The sequence below is a fragment of the Rhodoferax ferrireducens genome, assembly GCF_003347515.1.
In the GTDB taxonomy this organism is placed as follows: Bacteria; Pseudomonadota; Gammaproteobacteria; order Burkholderiales; family Burkholderiaceae_C; genus Rhodoferax.
This window is the reverse complement of record NZ_QEII01000234.1, coordinates 55039-72745: the sequence shown is the minus strand read 5'-3', so window position 1 is coordinate 72745 and position 17707 is coordinate 55039. Positions and strand designations below refer to the sequence as shown.

15 protein-coding genes, 1 tRNA gene and 1 riboswitch are annotated in these 17707 nt (G+C 54.9%); of the genes, 13 read left to right on the top strand and 3 right to left on the bottom strand.

What is annotated here, in order from left to right:
- Positions 1-254 precede the first annotated feature (254 nt).
- The 12 genes from aceA (at position 255) to C5P05_RS05080 (ending at position 13877) form a co-directional block, all read left to right on the top strand.
- Positions 255-1574 (top strand): isocitrate lyase, encoded by a 1320-nt coding sequence (gene aceA, locus C5P05_RS05135; protein WP_114968776.1) that lies wholly within the window; start codon positions 255-257, stop codon positions 1572-1574.
- A gap of 264 nt (positions 1575-1838) precedes the next feature.
- Positions 1839-3764, top strand: coding sequence for a threonine--tRNA ligase (thrS, locus tag C5P05_RS05130; protein ID WP_114968843.1), 1926 nt, complete (start codon positions 1839-1841; stop codon positions 3762-3764).
- A gap of 89 nt (positions 3765-3853) precedes the next feature.
- Complete coding sequence (gene infC, locus C5P05_RS05125) at positions 3854-4447, top strand: translation initiation factor IF-3 (RefSeq protein ID WP_114968775.1); 594 nt, start codon at positions 3854-3856, stop codon at positions 4445-4447.
- Positions 4448-4618: 171 nt separating this feature from the next.
- Positions 4619-4822, top strand: coding sequence for a 50S ribosomal protein L35 (rpmI, locus tag C5P05_RS05120; RefSeq protein WP_114968842.1), 204 nt, complete (start codon positions 4619-4621; stop codon positions 4820-4822).
- A gap of 25 nt (positions 4823-4847) precedes the next feature.
- A complete protein-coding gene (gene rplT / locus C5P05_RS05115) occupies positions 4848-5207 on the top strand; it encodes a 50S ribosomal protein L20 (protein WP_114968774.1) in 360 nt (119 codons plus the stop codon).
- Positions 5208-5359: 152 nt separating this feature from the next.
- Positions 5360-6436: a phenylalanine--tRNA ligase subunit alpha gene (gene pheS, locus C5P05_RS05110; RefSeq protein ID WP_114968773.1), complete on the top strand. Its 1077-nt coding sequence runs from the start codon at positions 5360-5362 to the stop codon at positions 6434-6436.
- A 21-nt stretch (positions 6437-6457) separates the two neighbouring features.
- Positions 6458-8896, top strand: a complete 2439-nt coding sequence (gene pheT / locus C5P05_RS05105) for a phenylalanine--tRNA ligase subunit beta (protein ID WP_114968772.1) — start codon at positions 6458-6460, stop codon at positions 8894-8896.
- 35 nt (positions 8897-8931) lie between these two features.
- Complete coding sequence (locus C5P05_RS05100; protein WP_114968771.1) at positions 8932-9267, top strand: integration host factor subunit alpha; 336 nt, start codon at positions 8932-8934, stop codon at positions 9265-9267.
- 102 nt (positions 9268-9369) lie between these two features.
- Positions 9370-9819 carry a MerR family transcriptional regulator gene (locus C5P05_RS05095; protein ID WP_114968841.1) on the top strand — a complete coding sequence of 150 codons (450 nt, stop codon included), beginning with the start codon at positions 9370-9372 and terminating at the stop codon, positions 9817-9819.
- Positions 9820-9857: 38 nt separating this feature from the next.
- Positions 9858-9934 (top strand) — tRNA-Pro (locus tag C5P05_RS05090).
- Between the two features lie 227 nt (positions 9935-10161).
- Positions 10162-11472: an HD-GYP domain-containing protein gene (locus C5P05_RS05085; protein ID WP_114968770.1), complete on the top strand. Its 1311-nt coding sequence runs from the start codon at positions 10162-10164 to the stop codon at positions 11470-11472.
- The gene (locus C5P05_RS05080) at positions 11469-13877 is read left to right on the top strand and encodes an EAL and GGDEF domain-containing protein (protein WP_114968769.1); all 2409 of its coding nucleotides are present in this window, start codon (positions 11469-11471) and stop codon (positions 13875-13877) included. The genes C5P05_RS05085 and C5P05_RS05080 overlap by 4 nt, the downstream gene beginning before the upstream one ends.
- Before the next feature lie 3 nt (positions 13878-13880).
- On the opposite strand, the gene C5P05_RS05075 is transcribed toward C5P05_RS05080, so the two are convergent.
- From C5P05_RS05075 to C5P05_RS05065, 3 genes are all read right to left on the bottom strand, one after another.
- The gene (locus C5P05_RS05075) at positions 13881-14699 is read right to left on the bottom strand and encodes a sulfite exporter TauE/SafE family protein (RefSeq protein WP_114968768.1); all 819 of its coding nucleotides are present in this window, start codon (positions 14697-14699) and stop codon (positions 13881-13883) included.
- A gap of 239 nt (positions 14700-14938) precedes the next feature.
- Positions 14939-15292 carry a cell division protein ZapA gene (locus tag C5P05_RS05070; RefSeq protein WP_114968767.1) on the bottom strand — a complete coding sequence of 118 codons (354 nt, stop codon included), beginning with the start codon at positions 15290-15292 and terminating at the stop codon, positions 14939-14941.
- Positions 15289-15519: a DUF904 domain-containing protein gene (locus C5P05_RS05065; protein ID WP_114968766.1), complete on the bottom strand. Its 231-nt coding sequence runs from the start codon at positions 15517-15519 to the stop codon at positions 15289-15291. The genes C5P05_RS05070 and C5P05_RS05065 overlap by 4 nt, the downstream gene beginning before the upstream one ends.
- A 34-nt stretch (positions 15520-15553) precedes the next feature.
- Positions 15554-15793: riboswitch (cobalamin riboswitch) on the top strand.
- A 69-nt stretch (positions 15794-15862) separates the two neighbouring features.
- Between C5P05_RS05065 and C5P05_RS05060 the strand changes: the two genes are divergently transcribed.
- The gene (locus C5P05_RS05060; RefSeq protein WP_114968765.1) at positions 15863-17704 is read left to right on the top strand and encodes a TonB-dependent receptor domain-containing protein; all 1842 of its coding nucleotides are present in this window, start codon (positions 15863-15865) and stop codon (positions 17702-17704) included.
- Positions 17705-17707 lie beyond the last annotated feature (3 nt).

Sequence of the window (17707 nt, the reverse complement as noted above, 5' to 3'; positions counted from 1 at the left end):
AATATGAAAATTAAATTTTGTATTGCGAAAAGTGGCTACATCAATGCACGAGAATTTTTCTCGTTATGAAAAATGTTTTTTCGTATTGTGATTTTAATATCATAAGCCATTGATTTAATTGAATTTAAATTAACTCTTCTATAAGACATAAGATTGCCTTTAAGTCTTCTATAAGACTTAGAATTGACCGACAGGTACGGAGCTTACGCAGGATCCAGTACCGATTTGTTTTACTTAACCCTAGGAGTGATTCCATGCCACAAACCATCACCGAACAACTGAGCCGAGAACAGCAAATCGCCGCTCTTGAAAAAGATTGGGCCACCAACCCCCGCTGGAAAGGCATCAAGCGCGGGTACAGCGCCGCTGACGTTGTGCGTCTGCGTGGCTCATTTCCTATCGAGCACACCCTGGCTCGCCGTGGCGCTGAGAAGCTCTGGAATCTGGTGAACACTGAGCCCTATGTCAATTGTTTGGGCGCACTGACGGGCGGCCAAGCCATGCAGCAAGTCAAGGCTGGCGTGAAGGCCATTTACCTGTCCGGCTGGCAGGTGGCTGCTGACAACAACTCGTATGCGTCCATGTACCCCGACCAGTCACTGTACCCAGTGGACTCAGTGCCTACGGTTGTTGAACGCATCAACAACACCTTCCGTCGTGCCGACGAAATTCAGCATTCCAGAGGTATTGATGCCGGCGACAAGGGCTACATCGACAACTTCGCACCGATCGTGGCTGACGCTGAAGCCGGTTTCGGTGGCGTCTTGAATGCGTTTGAGCTGATGAAGGCCATGATCAAGGCTGGCGCAGCTGGCGTGCATTGGGAAGACCAGTTGGCTTCGGTCAAGAAATGCGGCCACATGGGCGGCAAAGTGTTGGTGCCAACGGCTGAAGCCTGCCAGAAGCTGATTGCAGCCCGTATGGCGGCCGACGTCTGCGGCGTGCCTACGCTGGTGATCGCTCGTACCGATGCCGAAGCGGCTGACTTGCTGACCAGCGACTATGACGAAAACGACAAGCCATTCCTGACCGGTGAGCGCACCGCAGAAGGCTTCTACAAGACCAACAAGGGCATGGACCAAGCGATCTCCCGCGCCATTGCCTACGCGGATTACGCTGATCTGGTGTGGTGCGAAACCGGCACGCCTGACCTCGAATTTGCCAAGAAGTTTGCTGATGCCGTGCATGCCAAACACCCTGGCAAGATGCTGGCGTACAACTGCTCGCCATCGTTTAACTGGAAGAAAAACCTGGACGATGCCACTATCGCCAAGTTCCAGAAAGAGCTCGGCGCCATGGGTTACAAATACCAGTTCATCACCTTGGCTGGCATCCACTCTATGTGGTACAACATGTTTGACTTGGCGCAAGACTACGTCAAGCGCGGCATGACGGCTTACATTGAGAAGGTGCAAGAACCCGAATTTGCAGCTCGCGATCGTGGCTACACTTTTGTGTCGCACCAGCAGGAAGTCGGCACGGGTTACTTCGACGAAGTCACTACCGTGATTCAAGGCGGCAAGTCCAGCGTGACCGCGTTGACCGGTTCCACTGAAGAAGAACAGTTCCACTAAGCAGCATTGCTGATTCGATCAAGGGCCTGTGCCATCCATTTTTGGATGGCACAGGCCCTTTTTTGTTAAACTCGGCGCCTCATCCCTGCAACAAGAGCGAGAAAGGCAGTCTGGTTATGACACCGCGAACTACATCGGCGAAGTTTATATAGCTTACAGGCCGTTAGCCCGCGCGCCTTGTGCGCTGATAGCTACAAAATTAATAGTAAAGCGCGGCCGGTTCCGCGCTTTTTGTTTTGCTCCACATTCTTTTGGTTTTTCATCATGATTCAAATCACACTTCCTGACGGCTCCCAACGTGACTATCCCGGTCCGGTGACGGTGGCTGAAGTCGCGGCTTCCATTGGTGCGGGTCTGGCCAAAGCGGCGCTGGCGGGCAATGTTCACGGCAAGGTGGTGGATACCAGTTATCTGATTGAGACGAATAGTCGCTTGTCCATCATCACGGCCAAAGATGCCGATGGGCTGGATGTGATTCGTCATTCTGCAGCTCACCTGTTGGCTTACGCTGTCAAGGAGTTGTTCCCGGAAGCCCAAGTCACCATAGGTCCAGTGATTGAGAATGGATTTTTCTACGATTTTTCATACAAGCGACCATTCACCCCGGAAGATCTGATTGCCATCGAAAAGCAGATGGTCGAGTTGGCGGGCAAAGACGAGCCTATTACCCGTCGTGTGTTGCCACGTGATGAAGCTGTGGCGTACTTCAAGGAGTTAGGGGAGCATTACAAGGCAGAGATCATTGCCAGCATTCCTGCCAATGAAGACGTATCCCTGTACCGCGAAGGCAAATTTGAAGACCTGTGCCGTGGGCCACATGTGCCGAGCACGGGCAGGCTGAAATTTTTCAAACTGATGAAGCTCGCTGGTGCGTATTGGCGCGGCGACCATCGCAACGAAATGCTGCAGAGAATCTACGGCACGGCCTGGGCCACGAAGGATGAATTGCAGCAGCACTTGACGATGCTTGAAGAAGCCGAGAAGCGCGATCACCGCAAGCTTGGGCGTGAGCTTGATTTGTTTCACATTGACGACCATGCTCCAGGCTTGGTGTTTTGGCACCCCAAGGGCTGGACGCTGTGGCAAGGAGTTGAACAATACATGCGTCAGGTGTACCGCGACAACGGTTACCAGGAAGTCAAGGGTCCGCAGGTGCTGGACAAGACGCTGTGGGAGAAGACGGGCCACTGGGACAAGTACCGTGAAAACATGTTCACGACTGAGTCGGAAAAGCGTGAATACGCCCTGAAACCGATGAATTGCCCAGGCCATATCCTGATCTTTAAGCAGGGCATCAAGAGCTACCGCGATCTGCCGCTACGTTACGGCGAGTTCGGCCAATGCCACCGTAACGAGCCTTCGGGCGGGCTGCACGGCATCATGCGTGTACGGGGCTTCACGCAGGATGACGGTCACATATTTTGCACCGAAGACCAGATACTTCAGGAGTGTGTAGATTACACGAGCCTGCTCCAAAAGGTCTATACGGACTTTGGTTTCAAGAACATCATTTACAAGATCGCCACCCGTCCGGAGCAGCGCATTGGCTCTGACGAGGTATGGGATAAGGCCGAAGCCGCTTTGATTGAAAGTCTGCGGGCATCCGACTGCGAGTTCGAAATTTCACCCGGAGAGGGTGCATTTTATGGGCCGAAGATCGAATACACACTCAAGGATGCGATTGGACGCCATTGGCAATGCGGAACCATTCAGGTGGATTTTTCGATGCCGGAGCGGTTGGACGCCGAGTATGTGGGAGAAGATGGCGCCCGTCACCGGCCGGTGATGCTTCATCGCGCGATCGTCGGCAGTCTGGAGCGCTTTATCGGAATTTTGATTGAAGAAAGTGCCGGCGCCTTGCCTGTCTGGCTGGCTCCGGTACAGGTTGCGGTGCTCAATATCACGGACGCCCAAGCCAATTATTGTCGCGAAATTGTCGACATATTGAAGAAATCACTGCCAAATCAAGAACTTAGGGTCGTGACGGATTTGCGCAACGAGAAAATAACGTATAAAATACGCGAGCATTCAATGCAAAAGTTGCCATATATCCTTGTCGTGGGCGACAAGGAAAAAGCAGCAGGTACCGTTGCAGTGCGCGTCCGGGGTGGTCAAGACCTCGGTGTGATGTCTCTCGATGCATTCGTGCAAAAAATCGCAAGCGACATCACTAACAAGTCTGTTGTCTAAGCTGGTATCAAGCCAGATTGCAGCTTGTCCGCGTGCATAAATCGGTTTTAGCTACGGTTTTCGTAGCAGAATTTGTGAAGGATTAAACCATCGCTACTGAATTTCGTGATCGCCGTCACCGCGAAGAACGCAAACATCGCCTGAACCGGGAAATTATGGCTCCGGAAGTTCGACTCTCTGGAGTTGAGAATGAGCCGCTTGGCGTGGTCAGCCTGATGGAGGCGCTGCGTATGGCGGGTGAGCTGGATGTTGATCTGGTTGAAATCTCTGCCACGGCGGTTCCGCCGGTTTGTCGCTTGATGGATTATGGCAAGTTCAAGTACCAAGAGCAAAAGAAGGCGGCGGAAGCGAAGGCCAAGCAGACGGTTATCGAAATCAAGGAAATCAAGTTCCGTCCGGGTACTGATGATGGTGATTACAACATCAAGATGCGCAATATCAAGCGCTTTTTGTCTGAAGGCGATAAGTGCAAGATTACATTGCGCTTTCGGGGACGCGAGATTACCCACCAAGAGATCGGTATGGCCTTGCTGAACAGGATTCGGACTGAATTGGGTGATTTGATCTTGATCGAGCAGTTTCCCAAGCTGGAAGGGCGCCAGATGATCATGATGATCGCGCCTGGCAAGAAGAAAATTGCAGTGAAGCCGGTGGTGGATTCCACGCCAGCGGTGACGTCTTAAAAATTTTGTGGCGCTTGGGTTCGTGTGACCCATGCGCTTCGAATGGTGGCGAGGTAACACTCACCACGCAAGTGACGCTATAAAAAGCGCCACTTAAAAGTGGCTCGGGGCCAACAAGGCTGTAAATAGTTTGCAGACGCCTCACGAGCACAATGAAGAAGGAGCATGAATATGCCCAAAATGAAGACCAAGAGCGCGGCGAAAAAACGCTTCCGCGTCCGTCCAGGTGGCACCGTTAAACGCGGTCAAGCCTTCAAGCGTCACATTCTGACCAAGAAGACCACTAAAAATAAACGCCAATTGCGCGGTTCGACGGCTGTACACGAGACCAATATGGGTCACATGTCACAGATGTTGCCCGGCCGTGGTATTTAATTAACGACGAACAAGGAGTAATCACATGCCTCGCGTCAAACGTGGTGTAACGGCTCGCGCCCGCCATAAAAAAGTCTTAGCCCTTGCAAAAGGTTTTCGCGGTCGCCGCGGTAATGTCTACCGCGTCGCCAAAGAAGCGGTAATGAAGGCTGGGCAATATGCCTACCGTGACCGCCGTACCAAGAAGCGCGTCTTCCGTCAGTTGTGGATTGCCCGTATTAATGCGGCTGCGCGTCAGTGCGGCATGACTTACAGCCAATTTGCCAACGGGCTGAAGAAAGCGAATATCGAGATCGACCGTAAGGTTCTGTCTGATATCGCTGTGCATGACATGGCCGCATTTGCCGGTATCGTGGAGCAAGTCAAGGCCAAACTGGCTGCTTGAGTTTACGGCGGTTCGCTATCTTTCGGATAACGTTCTGTGCATTAGAAACAAGGGCTAGAGCTTGAAAAAGCGCTAGCCCTTTTTCATTGAAAAACGCAGTTTCAGAGAAGACTAACTTGTACTCAAGTTATGTCGGAACTACAAGAGAAATTATGAACGAGTTGAACTTCGTCGTTGACAGCGCAAAAGAAGCCTTTGAGAAGGCTCTCACTCCCGCAGACCTGGAAAACGCCAAAGCGTTGTTTCTCGGCAAGTCTGGCCGCATCACTGAGTTAATGAAGGGCATGGCTGCCCTCCCGGTGGATGAGAAGAAGTCACGCGGCGCTGCCATCAACCTCGCAAAACAGGCCATCGAAGCTGCCTTGAATAGTCGCCGTCAAGCGCTCGCTGATGCTGAATTACAGATTCAGCTCCAAGCCGAAGCCCTTGATGTCACCCTACCTGGCCGGCAGCGAGGGCAGGGCGGTTTGCATCCGGTGTCGATCACCTTGGAACGTATCGAAGCCATCTTTGGCTCTATGGGTTTTGAGGTGGCGCAAGGTCCCGAGATCGAAACAGATTGGTTCAACTTCACCGCACTGAATACGCCTGAAGATCACCCCGCGCGTTCGATGCACGACACTTTCTACGTCGAAGGCGGCTCTGTCAGTGCACCCAACCTGCTGCGCACCCACACCAGCCCGATGCAAATTCGTCATGCGGTGCAGCATGTTAAACAGCACCGTGCTGCTGCGGAAGCCGGGCAGCCCTCAGTAGGACTGTTTTCAGGTTCCATGCCTGAAATTCGCGTCATTGCGCCTGGCCGTACCTACCGCGTTGACAGCGATGCCACGCATTCCCCCATGTTCCACCAGTGCGAAGGCTTGTGGATAGGTGAGAACGTCAGCTTCAAAGACCTCAAGTTTGTCTTCACAGATTTTTGCCGCACCTTCTTCGAATCGGACGACTTGGTGCTGCGATTTCGCCCCAGTTTTTTCCCGTTCACCGAGCCGAGTGCCGAGATTGATATCCAGTTCCAGACCGGTCCACTCGCTGGCCGCTGGCTGGAAGTGGCCGGCTCGGGCCAGGTGCATCCCAATGTGATTCGCAACATGGGGTTGGATCCCGAGAAGTACATTGGCTTTGCCTTTGGCATGGGGCCTGACCGGCTCACCATGTTGCGCTATGGTGTAAATGATTTGCGCTTGTTTTTTGACGGTGATATCCGCTTTCTGTCGCAATTCCAATAAAAAAGAAATCGAAGATTCATCATGCAATTCCCCGAATCCTGGTTGCGCGAGTTTTGCAATCCACCCCTTTCCACCGAACAACTTGCCGAGACGCTCACCATGGCGGGTCTTGAGGTTGAAGAACTCAAGACCGTTGCCCCACCGTTCACCAAAATCGTCGTGGGTGAAATCAAAGAAGCAGTGCAGCATCCCAATGCGGATCGCCTGCGCGTGTGCAAGGTGGATGTGGGGCAGTCGACCTTACTTGATATCGTGTGTGGTGCACCCAATGCGCGCGTCGGCATCAAGGTGCCGTGTGCCTTGGTCGGCGCGGAGTTGCCTCCTGGCGACGATGGAAAACCCTTCAAAATCAGCCTGGGCAAGCTGCGTGGCGTTGAGAGCCAGGGCATGCTGTGTTCAGCGCGAGAACTGAAGCTTTCAGACGAACAAGGTGGCCTGTTGGAGCTTGCCGCGGATGCGCCGCTGGGGCAGGACATACGTGAGCATTTGAATTTAGATGACACCTTATTCACCCTCAAACTCACGCCCAATCTGGCTCATTGTCTGAGTGTCTATGGCGTTGCGCGAGAAGTGGCCGCCTTGACGGGCGCACCGTTGAAGTCCTCCAGCTTTCCAGCCGTAAAAGTCGGGAGCGCAGACAAGTTACCGGTGAGGATAAGCGCGCCCGATCTGTGCGGACGTTTCTCTGGCCGCATTGTGCGCCACGTTAACCCCCGGGCCAGTACGCCGCGGTGGATAGTGGACCGATTGGCGCGCTGCGGTCAGCGGAGCGTCACGGCGTTGGTGGATATTTCCAACTACGTGATGTTTGAGTTGGGTCGTCCATCGCATATTTTTGATCTTGACAAGATCCATGGGGGCTTGGACGTGCGCTGGGGCAAGCCGGGTGAACAACTCAAATTATTGAATGGCAACACGGTCACAGTCGACGATAAAGTTGGCGTGATTGCCGACTTGGAGCAGGTCGAGTCGCTCGCCGGCATTATGGGTGGTGACGCTACTGCCGTGTCTGACGACACGCAGCATGTGTATGTGGAAGCCGCTTTCTGGTGGCCTAAAGCTATCGCTGGCCGGTCACGCCGCTTCAACTTCTCTACTGATGCCGGCCACCGGTTTGAGCGCGGAGTGGACCCGAGCCAGACTGTGGAGCACATTGAACGCATCACGCAACTGATCATTGACATTTGCGGTACTGCCAACACGGCATGTGGACCCATCGACGACCTGCAGGTGAATCTGCCCGCGCCCGTTGCGGTCAACCTGCGCGTGGCACGCGCCAGCAAAGTCATTGGCATGCCGTTAACCCAAGCGCAATGTGTTGACGCGCTGACGCGACTGGGGTTGCCGGTCACGCAAGGTGATGGCATCATCTCCGTGGCGCCACCGTCCTACCGTTTTGATCTGCAAATTGAAGAGGATTTGATTGAAGAAGTGGCCCGCATGGTGGGCTACAACAATCTGCCGCAGACACCGCCTTTGGCGCCAATCACTGCCAAAATTCGCACCGAGGCGCAGCGCAGTCCGTTTGCCGTGCGCCGCGCCATTGCTGCGCTGGGGTACCAGGAAACCATCAACTTCAGTTTTGTTGAAGAGCGTTGGGAGCATGAGCTGGCCGGAAATCCCAGTCCCATCAAACTGCTCAATCCAATCGCCAGCCAAATGAGCGTGATGCGCTCGTCTCTATTGGGCTCGCTGCTACAAGTTTTGAAGTTTAACCTCGACAGGAAAGCCCAGCGCGTGCGCGTTTTTGAACTGGGTCGTGTATTTTTACGTGATGCGTCCATCAAAAATACCGACTCCACGGTCGAAGGCTTTCATCAGCCCATGCGTGTCGCGGGCATGGTGTGCGGTAGTGCCGACGCGCTGCAGTGGGGCCGCAAAGAACAGGGTGCTGATTTCTTTGATGTCAAAGGCGATATTGAGGCATTGCTGGCCCCGCTTAAGCCGACCTTTGCACCCGCCGAGCATCCCGCTATGCACCCAGGACGTTGTGCTCGCGTCACATTAGGAGGTATGGCCATTGGATTCGTTGGCGAGTTGCATCCCCAATGGCGTCAGGCCTATGATTTGGCGCAAGCGCCGGTCATGTTTGAGCTGGAACTTGACGCAGTGCTGCAGCGCGAGGTGCCGGTGTTCAAGGTGGTGGCCAAGCATCAGGCCGTGGAGCGCGATATCGCGGTGCTGGTGCACGAAAAAGTCACTCACGCGGCCTTGATAGGGGCTGTTTGGTCTGCGCCTACGGCCGGCCTGCTGCGCGATGCCACCCTGTTCGACGTCTATCGTCCCAAGCCTGCCAAAGATCCAGATGGCACGGCCGTCCCAAGCTTTGAGAAGAGCATGGCAGTGCGCCTGACTCTCAATAGCGAAGACAGCACTTTGACCGAAGATCAAATCGACTCTGCAGTACAAGCGGTGGTGAGTACGCTGGCAGGCACTCTGGGTGCCCGTCAGCGCGGCTGAACCGTCACCCACTGCTAAACGAAATTAAGGACTGAATGGACATCTCGGTTGAAAGCCTGGAAACCCCTGCGCTGACTAAAGCACAGCTGGCTGAATTGCTGTTTGAGCAGATAGGCCTGAATAAGCGCGAATCAAAAGACATGATTGACGCATTTTTTGACTTGATCTCTGACAGTCTGGTTGAGGGAGACGATGTCAAGATTTCAGGCTTTGGTAACTTTCAGATCCGGACCAAGGCGCCCCGCCCAGGGCGCAATCCCCGAACCGGCGAGGCCATTCCCATACAGGCCCGCCGCGTGGTGACCTTTCATGCCAGCCACAAACTCAAGGAACAAATCCAGGACGAAGGCCGTCCATCTTCAAACATTTAGTCCCGGCTACTGTTTATTTGCTGTTCAGGGTTAATTGCGACTTTACATACCGTAGTGGCTTGGAGTAACCTCTGATCTTTATCTCCTACAGCATTGATTTCAATGGAGAAAACCCTTCCTCCCATACCTGCCAAACGCTATTTCACCATCGGTGAAGTTGGTGATTTATGTGGCGTTAAACCTCACGTGCTACGGTATTGGGAGCAGGAGTTTACACAGTTGCGTCCCATGAAGCGGCGTGGTAATCGCCGCTACTACCAGCACCATGAGGTACTGATGATCCGTCGCATCCGCGACCTACTCTATGACCAAGGGTTCACCATCAGCGGCGCGCGCAATAAGATGCAGGAGATCCTGCAGACCGAGCGTGACAATAGGAGCAATGGCGAAGTGCAGTTGAGTGGCGTCGAAGTCATCGAGATCAGTGATTCGGAGTTGAATGACTTTGAAGATAGCCAACCCATCTGGTCATCCGATAGTGTTTCTGATCACTTGTTGTTCGTGCGACGTGAACTGTTTGAAATTCGTGAGCTCCTGTCACTGGCGCTCTGAAATATCGTTTTTCTACCGGTTATAATTCAAGCTTAGTTCGGTGTGTGGCGCAGCCTGGTAGCGCACTTGCATGGGGTGCAAGGGGTCGAAGGTTCGAATCCTTTCACACCGACCATTACGAACGAAAAAAGCCTCTGAGTAGAGATATTCAGAGGCTTTTTTCATTCGTGAATCCATGTCTTGCCCTGCAACGGCTACAAACTCCGCGTATCTCGAATTTCCAGCCATATCGACGGCCCACCTCGGTTCGCTCACATTAATATGATAACGTCTGCAATAAAAAATATGTAGGCTCTTATCACTTGCGGCCATGAAAGGCCCGGGTTCCGTATTGAATTGCACATGAACGAAGCTCAGACCGAATTCATTGAAGTCCATCAATTGCAAATTGGCATGTTTATTGAGCTTGAGCTGGGGTGGATGTCGCACCCGTTTCCCAAAGGCAGTTTCAAAATTTCTTCGGACAAGCAGATTGTGGTTATTCAGGAGCTCGGGCTCAAGCGCATTCGCTACGTCCCCGGAAAAAGCGAATTGGCGGATAGATCGTCGGGTGCAGAGACTATTGAATCCGAATCGGCCAGCATAAGCGGGGAAGCCGACGGGAAGCGGGCTATAGAGGAAACAAATTCAGAAGAACTTCATGCAGGAAAACAGAGCCGTGACCTGCTCGCTGCGCAGCAAAGAAATATGGCCATGTGCGAGCGCCGTTTTGCGGAGACCATTCGTGAGCACAAGCTGATTGTGGCCCTGGTCAGCTCAAAACCACGCGAGGCAATGGAGCAGTGTCTTGGCCTGGTAAATACGGTTGTCGGCGAGATGCTGGGAGAGGGTGACTCTGCCATTCGCTTGCTCTCTGAAGGCATGGGGGACAAAGCCTCCATGCATCCGGTTAACGTGACGATTATTTCATTGCTGCTCGGAAAGGCTCTCCGTTTGTCTCAGGCGGACCTTGTCGATCTGGGCATGGCGGCGTTTTTGCATGACATAGGCAAATCTCAGTTACCCGACAGGGTTCGCTGGTTGGAAGAGAATTTTTCTTCGTCCGAGTACAAGTTATATCAGGATCATGTTGGGCAGAGTATCACTTTGGCCAAGCGCATGGACCTGACGTCGGGCGCTTTGCAGGCCATCGCCCAGCATCATGAACTGGTTGACGGTAGCGGTTTTCCGATCCGACTCAAGGGGGATGGTATGTCCCTGCCCGCAAAGATTCTGGCACTGGTGAATCGCTACGAAAACCTATGCAATCCGAGTCGTCCCGCTGCCGCCATCACGCCCCATGAGGCCCTATCGCTCATCTTTGCTCAACTGAAAACCCGCTATGACGGCGTGGCCCTCAGCGCCTTTATTCGCATGATGGGCGTGTATCCCCCGGGCTCCATCGTGCAACTTGCCGATGAACGATTCGCTCTCGTGGTGTCAGTGAATTCTTCACGCCCGCTGAAACCCCGAGTCCTTGTGCATGATCCGCATGTTTCAAGGCATGAGGCCCTGATTCTGGATCTTGAGCATGCGCCCAACATCGGTATTCGGCGCAGCCTCAAACCCGCAAGTTTGCCTAAGGCCGCCATGGAATACCTGTCGCCCCGTCAGCGGGTTTGTTATTTTTTCGAACAAGAGATTGAGCCTCCGCTTGCAGAGGTGGGGATTTGACGCCCTCCGACTGGGGGCCTTTGATTGAAAGCTTGCTGGAGGCTGTCTGGCTGGTGGATCCGGTCAACCTGCGAATTCTCGCGGTCAATCGCGCTGCGGGTGATTTGCTTGGTCTTGCGCCGGCAGATCTGATCGGCAAACCCGCCATTGAATTAACCGCCACGCCGGAAGACCAGTTTTTCTGGGAAGATATTGCTGCAGGTCTTATCGATGGCATTCACTCGGAAACCTTGTTGCGCGGTGCAGATGGTATTGCCGTGCCGGTGGAGCGTCGTGTCAGCCGGGTTTGGCCCCAGCCTGATCGCGCAGTGTATGTGGTGGGCATACGTGATTTGCGCATACAACGCAGCGCCGAAGATGAGCTTGAGCGACTGGTGGCTGAACTGCGTGCCACACTTGAGTCAACCGCTGATGGCATTCTGGTCAGCGATCTGAATGGCGGCGTCCGGAACTACAACCGGCACTTTGCCGCATTGTGGGACGTACCCGAACACCTGCTACTGAACAGAAACGACAAGGCTTTGCATGGACACCTTACGAGCCGTGTATTGGATTGCGTGCCTTATGAGAAGCGGCTTCTGGAGATCGCCAACAACCCCTTACTGGAAACCTCCGATGTTCTGGTACTTGTTTCGGGACGCGTTCTGGAGCGGGTGACACGACCACAATACAGCAGAGGTCAACCGACAGGGCGGGTATTTTCCTTTCGGGACATCACACAAAGCATTGATGCCGAGTCCAGGCTGCGCTTGGCTGCCAAGGTTTTTGAATCGAGCCTGGACGCCATCTTTATCACAGGCCCCGACTTTGTCATCCTTGCCGTCAATCCGGTATGCGAACAGCTGACGAAAAGACCCCAGGCTCAATTTATAGGCGTTTCGCCCAACGAACTGTTCCATGACCCGCATGACCCCGAGTTGATTTCCCGTACCCTGCAGAAGTTGGCTGAAGAAGGTTTCTGGAAGGGGCAGGTTTCGCTCAAAAGAAAAAATAGAGCAGATTGCGCCGTGCAGGTTTCATGGGCCCTGTTGCGTGATGAACAGGGAGCTGTGTCGCACACCATAGGTTTCTTCAAAGACATGACGGAAGAACTGGCGGCCCAAAAGCGCATTGAACAGCTGGCATACAGCGATGTGCTAACCGGTTTGCCCAACCGCTTGTTGCTTTCGCAACGGGTTGATTTTGCCCTGCGCATGGCCGAGCGAAATGGTGCGGAGTTTGGGGTATTCTTTATTGACCTTGATCGTTTCAAGAATATCAACGATTCGATGGGCCACACTTTCGGCGACCGCGTTTTGATCGAGGTAGCCGAGCGCATCAAGCGGTGTTTGCGTGACGTCGATACCCTGTGCCGACTCGGTGGCGACGAGTTTGTCATTTTCTTTCAGGAGATTGGCGCCCATGGTGCTGAAGTGTTGGCGCGTCGCATCCTTGACATCATGGGGCGACCGTTTCAGATCGATGAACTGAGTTTTTCTGTGGGCTGCAGTATTGGTATCGCCTTGTATCCCGAAGATGGCAGGTCACTGGATGAGTTGATCAAATGTGCTGATACGGCGATGTACTTGGTCAAGGAGCGGGGGCGCGCAAGCTTTCGGTTCTATCAGCCGCAGATGAATGTCGATTTACTGTCCCGCATGAAGATGGACCACGCCATGCGCCAGGCCATGGAGCGGGGTTTGTTTCGACTGCATTACCAGCCGCAGATTTCCCTTGCCAACGGCCGCTTGTTGGGTGCAGAAGCCTTGATTCGCTGGTCTGACGCTGAACTTGGCAATGTGTCGCCGGCGCTGTTTATTCCATTGGCAGAAGAGTCCGGCTTCATTATTACCATTGGCAATTGGGTGCTGGAGGAGGCTGTACGACAAGCCGTGGTGTGGCAAAACCGCGGCACACCGGTGATTGTGTCGATCAACGTGTCAGCGCTGCAGTTTCAGCAGTCTGATTTTGTGGAAATTGTCGCTGCGGTGCTCAAAGGTGCGGGACTGGCCCCCCGCCTTCTGGAGCTGGAATTGACTGAGTCCATTCTGGTCAAGGACGCCAACGAAGCCTTGGGTCGCTTGCATGCACTGGCAGCACTCGGCGTGGTCATGTCCATTGACGACTTTGGCACCGGTTACTCCAGTCTGGCTTACTTGAAAAAATTTCCTATCTCCAAGCTCAAGATTGATCGCTCGTTTGTCATGGGATTGCCCGAAGACGAGAGCGACCGAGCGATTGTGAGTGCCACCATTGGCATGGCGCGAGGTCTTAAATTGAAAGTGGTCGCCGAGGGGGTGGAAACCATTGCGCAAAGAAACTACCTTGCGGGCCTGGATTGTGAGTCTTTTCAAGGCTACCTGTGCTCACCCGGACTGCCGGCGGACGAGTTTGAAGTGCTGATGGCGACCCTGCCGCCAGAATAGCGTTCAGAAACTGATAAGACCTTTGTAGAGCATGTAGGCCGCCAGCAAGTACAAAATGCTCGCAAACACACGCTTGAGCTGTTTCACCGGAAGCTGGTGTGCGGCCCGCGCGCCCAGTGGCGCGGTCATAACGCTGCAAACCGCAATGACGCCCAGCGCGGGGAGCCAAATATAGCCAAACGAATGGGGTGGCAGATGCTTCAGTCCCTGGCCGCTGATGACATAACCTACCACGTTGGCCAGTGCAATCGGAAACCCGAGCGCAGCAGAGGTCGCCACCGCGTTATGAATGGCCACGTTGCACCAGGTCATGAAGGGCACACTCACAAAACCACCGCCGGCACCCACCAACCCTGAAAGAAAACCGATCACGCCGCCGGCACCTACGAGGCCGGCCGTGCCGGGCACCTGCCGGGCCGGTGCGGGCTTCTTGTTCAGAAACATTTGGGTCGCGGAGAAACTCACAAAGGCGGCAAAAAACAGGGCCAGCCATGAACCCTTGAGGATGGCAAAGACGCCGAGGCTGGCCACGGCACCGCCCAGCACAATGCCGGGCGCCAGACCTTTGACCAGATCCCAGCGCACCAAGCCGCGCTTGTGGTGAGCGCGCACGCTGGAAATCGAGGTGAAGATGATCGTGGCCATGGAGGTGGCGATCGCCATCTTGACCGCCAAGTCAGGTCCCACCCCACGCCCGGACAAGATGATGGTTATGAAAGGCACCATCATCATGCCGCCACCAATGCCCAGCAAGCCTGCCAAAAAACCGGTACCGAGGCCCAGTAGGGCCAGCTCAATAATCAGCAGGGGTTCAAGGTTCATCAAGGGGGAGAAAAAAGGTGTCTGCAAATGCCACCGGACCGGCATCCTGAACCGGGGTTCAGGTGGGCGAGGTCAACTGGACATTGGGTTCATCTAACGCGAGATGATCACGCTTGACCAGCAATGTTCCAAGCCCGGGCTCTAAGAGCATTGGTTCAAGGAAATATAAAGCCCGATGAGCACTGCAGACAATGAAGATTGTAGAGCTTGACGGGCCCGCTTTCAGCAAAATTATTCGTTCAAATCAGTTGGCCGTCGTCACCCAGCGCCACATCCAGGCGTTCCAGCAAAGAGGTCAGCAGGTGGTCGTTGTTTTCTGGCAGCGTGCCGTGCGGGTCTGCAGTTGGTAAGTGGCGCGGGGGCGCGTGGGCCGTCGCCTGCGCGGAGGGCCGTGTCTGGTCGGCCAGGTCAAAAGCCAGATTCAGTGCCGCCAGTACGGCAATGCGGTCACGGGCCCGGACTTTGCCACTATCACGGATTTTGCACATGGCGGTATCCACGCGTTCGACGGCTTCCAGCAGGCGGGAATCGCCGCCATCGGGGCAGCCCAGCAGATAGCTTTGCCCCATGATTTGTACTTCAAGTTGTTTCATACCTTACCTTTTTGCGTACCGGTAGCCACGGCGTCAGGCAAGCGTTCCAGCAGCGCATCGACGCGTGCGCGCGCGGCGCCGAGGCGGGATTTGAGGGAATCGCGTTCTTGGGCAAGGGAGTCGACCTGCGCGCTGAGCAAAGCGTTGGTACGCTGCAACTCCTCGTAACGTAGGAGCAAACGCTCCACACGTGCGGCAATTTGGTCGATTTGAGAGGGGTTCGACATAGCCTTGCATTGTAGGGTTACCCAACGCATTCGGCGGTAGAATCCGCCCGTTGGTGCTCGCGGTGTGGTTCACATGCCGCAGTTCAACGGGAAGCAGGAGGGCGATTGCCGTCAACGGCAAACCTAACCTGCGCTGCCCCCGCAACGGTAAGTGGACGAATCCTTCGCGATTCCGCTTCCATCACGGCCACTGAGTGTTTTGAACAAGCGCTTGGGAAGGCGATGGAGGTTGCTTCCACCAGCCCGGATACCGGCCAACACGGTGGTTGCACGCTTGCGTGTTGCCGTGACGCTCATGCACTGTCGGGGACGACGGTGAGGGCATTTGTTGAAATTTTCTCTCATGAAAACTTGTTTTTTTTCCGTGCAGGTACGTGCATTTGTGTCGTTTCGTGCGTCCACATTTTCCCTCGCGGTGGTCGCAGCCTTCCCCTCTTTCGCGCAGACGCAACTCAAGGAAACAGTTGTGACGGCCACGCGTTCCGAGTCGCGTGCCGATGCCGTCATCAGCGATGTCAGCGTGATCAGCCGGGAGGACATTGAACGCGGCACCGGGCGCACCTTGCCAGAGCTGCTCGCCCGCGTCAGCGGCGTACAAATGTGGGCCAATGGGGGGCTGGGCAAAAACTCCAGCGTCTCCATTCGTGGCTCTGAAAATCGCCAGGTACTTTTGCTGGTGGATGGTGTGCGATATGGCTCAGCCACGGCGGGCGCGGCTAATTTTGACAATATCCCACTCGAAAGCATAGAACGCATTGAAGTGCTCAAGGGCCCGGCGTCTGCCCTGTATGGCAGTGACGCGGTGGGCGGGGTGATCCAGATCTTCACGCGCAAAGGCACGCCAGGTTTGCATCCCTATGCCAGCGTCACGGTTGGCAGCGACGATCGGCATGACGTTGCGGCGGGCCTGTCGGGTGGGACGGCCGAGGTGACTTACAGCATCGGCCTGCAGACTATGCGCGAAAAAGGCTTTTCGGCGACCAACCCGCTTGTGGCCTTCGGCGGCTTCAACGCCGATAACGATGCGTTTTCCCAGAACACGGTCAACGCGGCCCTCGACTGGAAACTCGCGCCAGGCTGGAAAGTCGACGCGCGGGTGCTCAAGTCGGACGGTGTGAGCCATTTTGACAATGGTCCAGGCGCGTTTGACGCGCGTACGGATAGCGTGACCAGCGTGTATGGACTGGGTGTCGAAGGACAGCTTCTGTCCAACGTGAAGACGCGCCTGGCAATTGGCACCAGTGAGGACCGGTCTACCAGCTGGACCAGCACCAACCCCGCCGAATTCAATACCCAGCAGGATCAATGGACCTGGCTGAACGAAATTGGCACCCCCCTTGGCAAGGTCATGCTGGGCTACGAGCAGGTCGTCCAAAAGGTGAGCGGCACCCAGGTTTATGCCGTTGATCAGCGCACGACAAATTCGTGGCTGGCGGGCTTGACTGGCGCGGCAGGCCCGCACAGCTGGCAGCTCAATCTGCGGCGCGACCAGGAGTCCCAGTTCGGCGACGCCACCACCGGTCTGGCTGGCTACGGCTTCAAATTCAGCCCCAACTGGCGTGCCTTTGGCTCGTATGGCACCTCGTTCAAAGCGCCGTCATTCAATACGCTTTACTTTGTATCGCCCTTCTTCGTGGGCAACCCCACCACGCAACCGGAGTACGGCCGCAATTCTGAATTGGGCATGGCATACAACGCAGGTGCCCATGAAGTCAAGCTGACCTATTTTGTGAATCGCATCAAGGGCTTCATCACGACCGTGCCGGTCGTCACCAATGTTCCCTACGCCCGCATAGAAGGCTGGACACTGGCCTACGAAGGGCAAATTGATGCATTCACCTACAGGGCGGCGCTGGACTTGCTCGATGCCCGCAATGAAGCCAATAACCTGAAGCTCCCGCGTCGGGCCGATCAACAGCTGACCGCCGGCTTTGACTACGCACTTGGGGCATGGAAATTGGGCGCATCGGTCTTGGCGGCGTCGGACCGATTCGACAATGCCACCAACACCCAACCGTTGGCCGGCTATGCAACGGTGGACCTTCATGCCGATTACGCGGTGTCAAAAGACTGGTCCGTCGAAGGCCGCGTGAACAATATTGGCGACAAGGCGTACATGACCGCCTACGGCTACAACCAGGCGGGCCGTAGCGCCTACATCACCTTACGCTACCAGCCCAAGTAAGGG

What these genes read in the sequence shown, in the direction of transcription:
- aceA (WP_114968776.1), top strand. Translation starts at nt 255, where the DNA reads ATGCCACAAACCATCACCGAACAACTGAGCCGAGAACAGCAAATCGCC.
- thrS (WP_114968843.1), top strand. Translation starts at nt 1,839, where the DNA reads ATGATTCAAATCACACTTCCTGACGGCTCCCAACGTGACTATCCCGGT.
- rpmI (WP_114968842.1), top strand. Translation starts at nt 4,619, where the DNA reads ATGCCCAAAATGAAGACCAAGAGCGCGGCGAAAAAACGCTTCCGCGTC.
- rplT (WP_114968774.1), top strand. Translation starts at nt 4,848, where the DNA reads ATGCCTCGCGTCAAACGTGGTGTAACGGCTCGCGCCCGCCATAAAAAA.
- pheS (WP_114968773.1), top strand. Translation starts at nt 5,360, where the DNA reads ATGAACGAGTTGAACTTCGTCGTTGACAGCGCAAAAGAAGCCTTTGAG.
- pheT (WP_114968772.1), top strand. Translation starts at nt 6,458, where the DNA reads ATGCAATTCCCCGAATCCTGGTTGCGCGAGTTTTGCAATCCACCCCTT.
- C5P05_RS05100 (WP_114968771.1), top strand. Translation starts at nt 8,932, where the DNA reads ATGGACATCTCGGTTGAAAGCCTGGAAACCCCTGCGCTGACTAAAGCA.
- C5P05_RS05095 (WP_114968841.1), top strand. Translation starts at nt 9,370, where the DNA reads ATGGAGAAAACCCTTCCTCCCATACCTGCCAAACGCTATTTCACCATC.
- C5P05_RS05085 (WP_114968770.1), top strand. Translation starts at nt 10,162, where the DNA reads ATGAACGAAGCTCAGACCGAATTCATTGAAGTCCATCAATTGCAAATT.
- C5P05_RS05075 (WP_114968768.1), bottom strand. Translation starts at nt 14,699, where the DNA reads ATGAACCTTGAACCCCTGCTGATTATTGAGCTGGCCCTACTGGGCCTC.
- C5P05_RS05070 (WP_114968767.1), bottom strand. Translation starts at nt 15,292, where the DNA reads ATGAAACAACTTGAAGTACAAATCATGGGGCAAAGCTATCTGCTGGGC.
- C5P05_RS05065 (WP_114968766.1), bottom strand. Translation starts at nt 15,519, where the DNA reads ATGTCGAACCCCTCTCAAATCGACCAAATTGCCGCACGTGTGGAGCGT.
- C5P05_RS05060 (WP_114968765.1), top strand. Translation starts at nt 15,863, where the DNA reads ATGAAAACTTGTTTTTTTTCCGTGCAGGTACGTGCATTTGTGTCGTTT.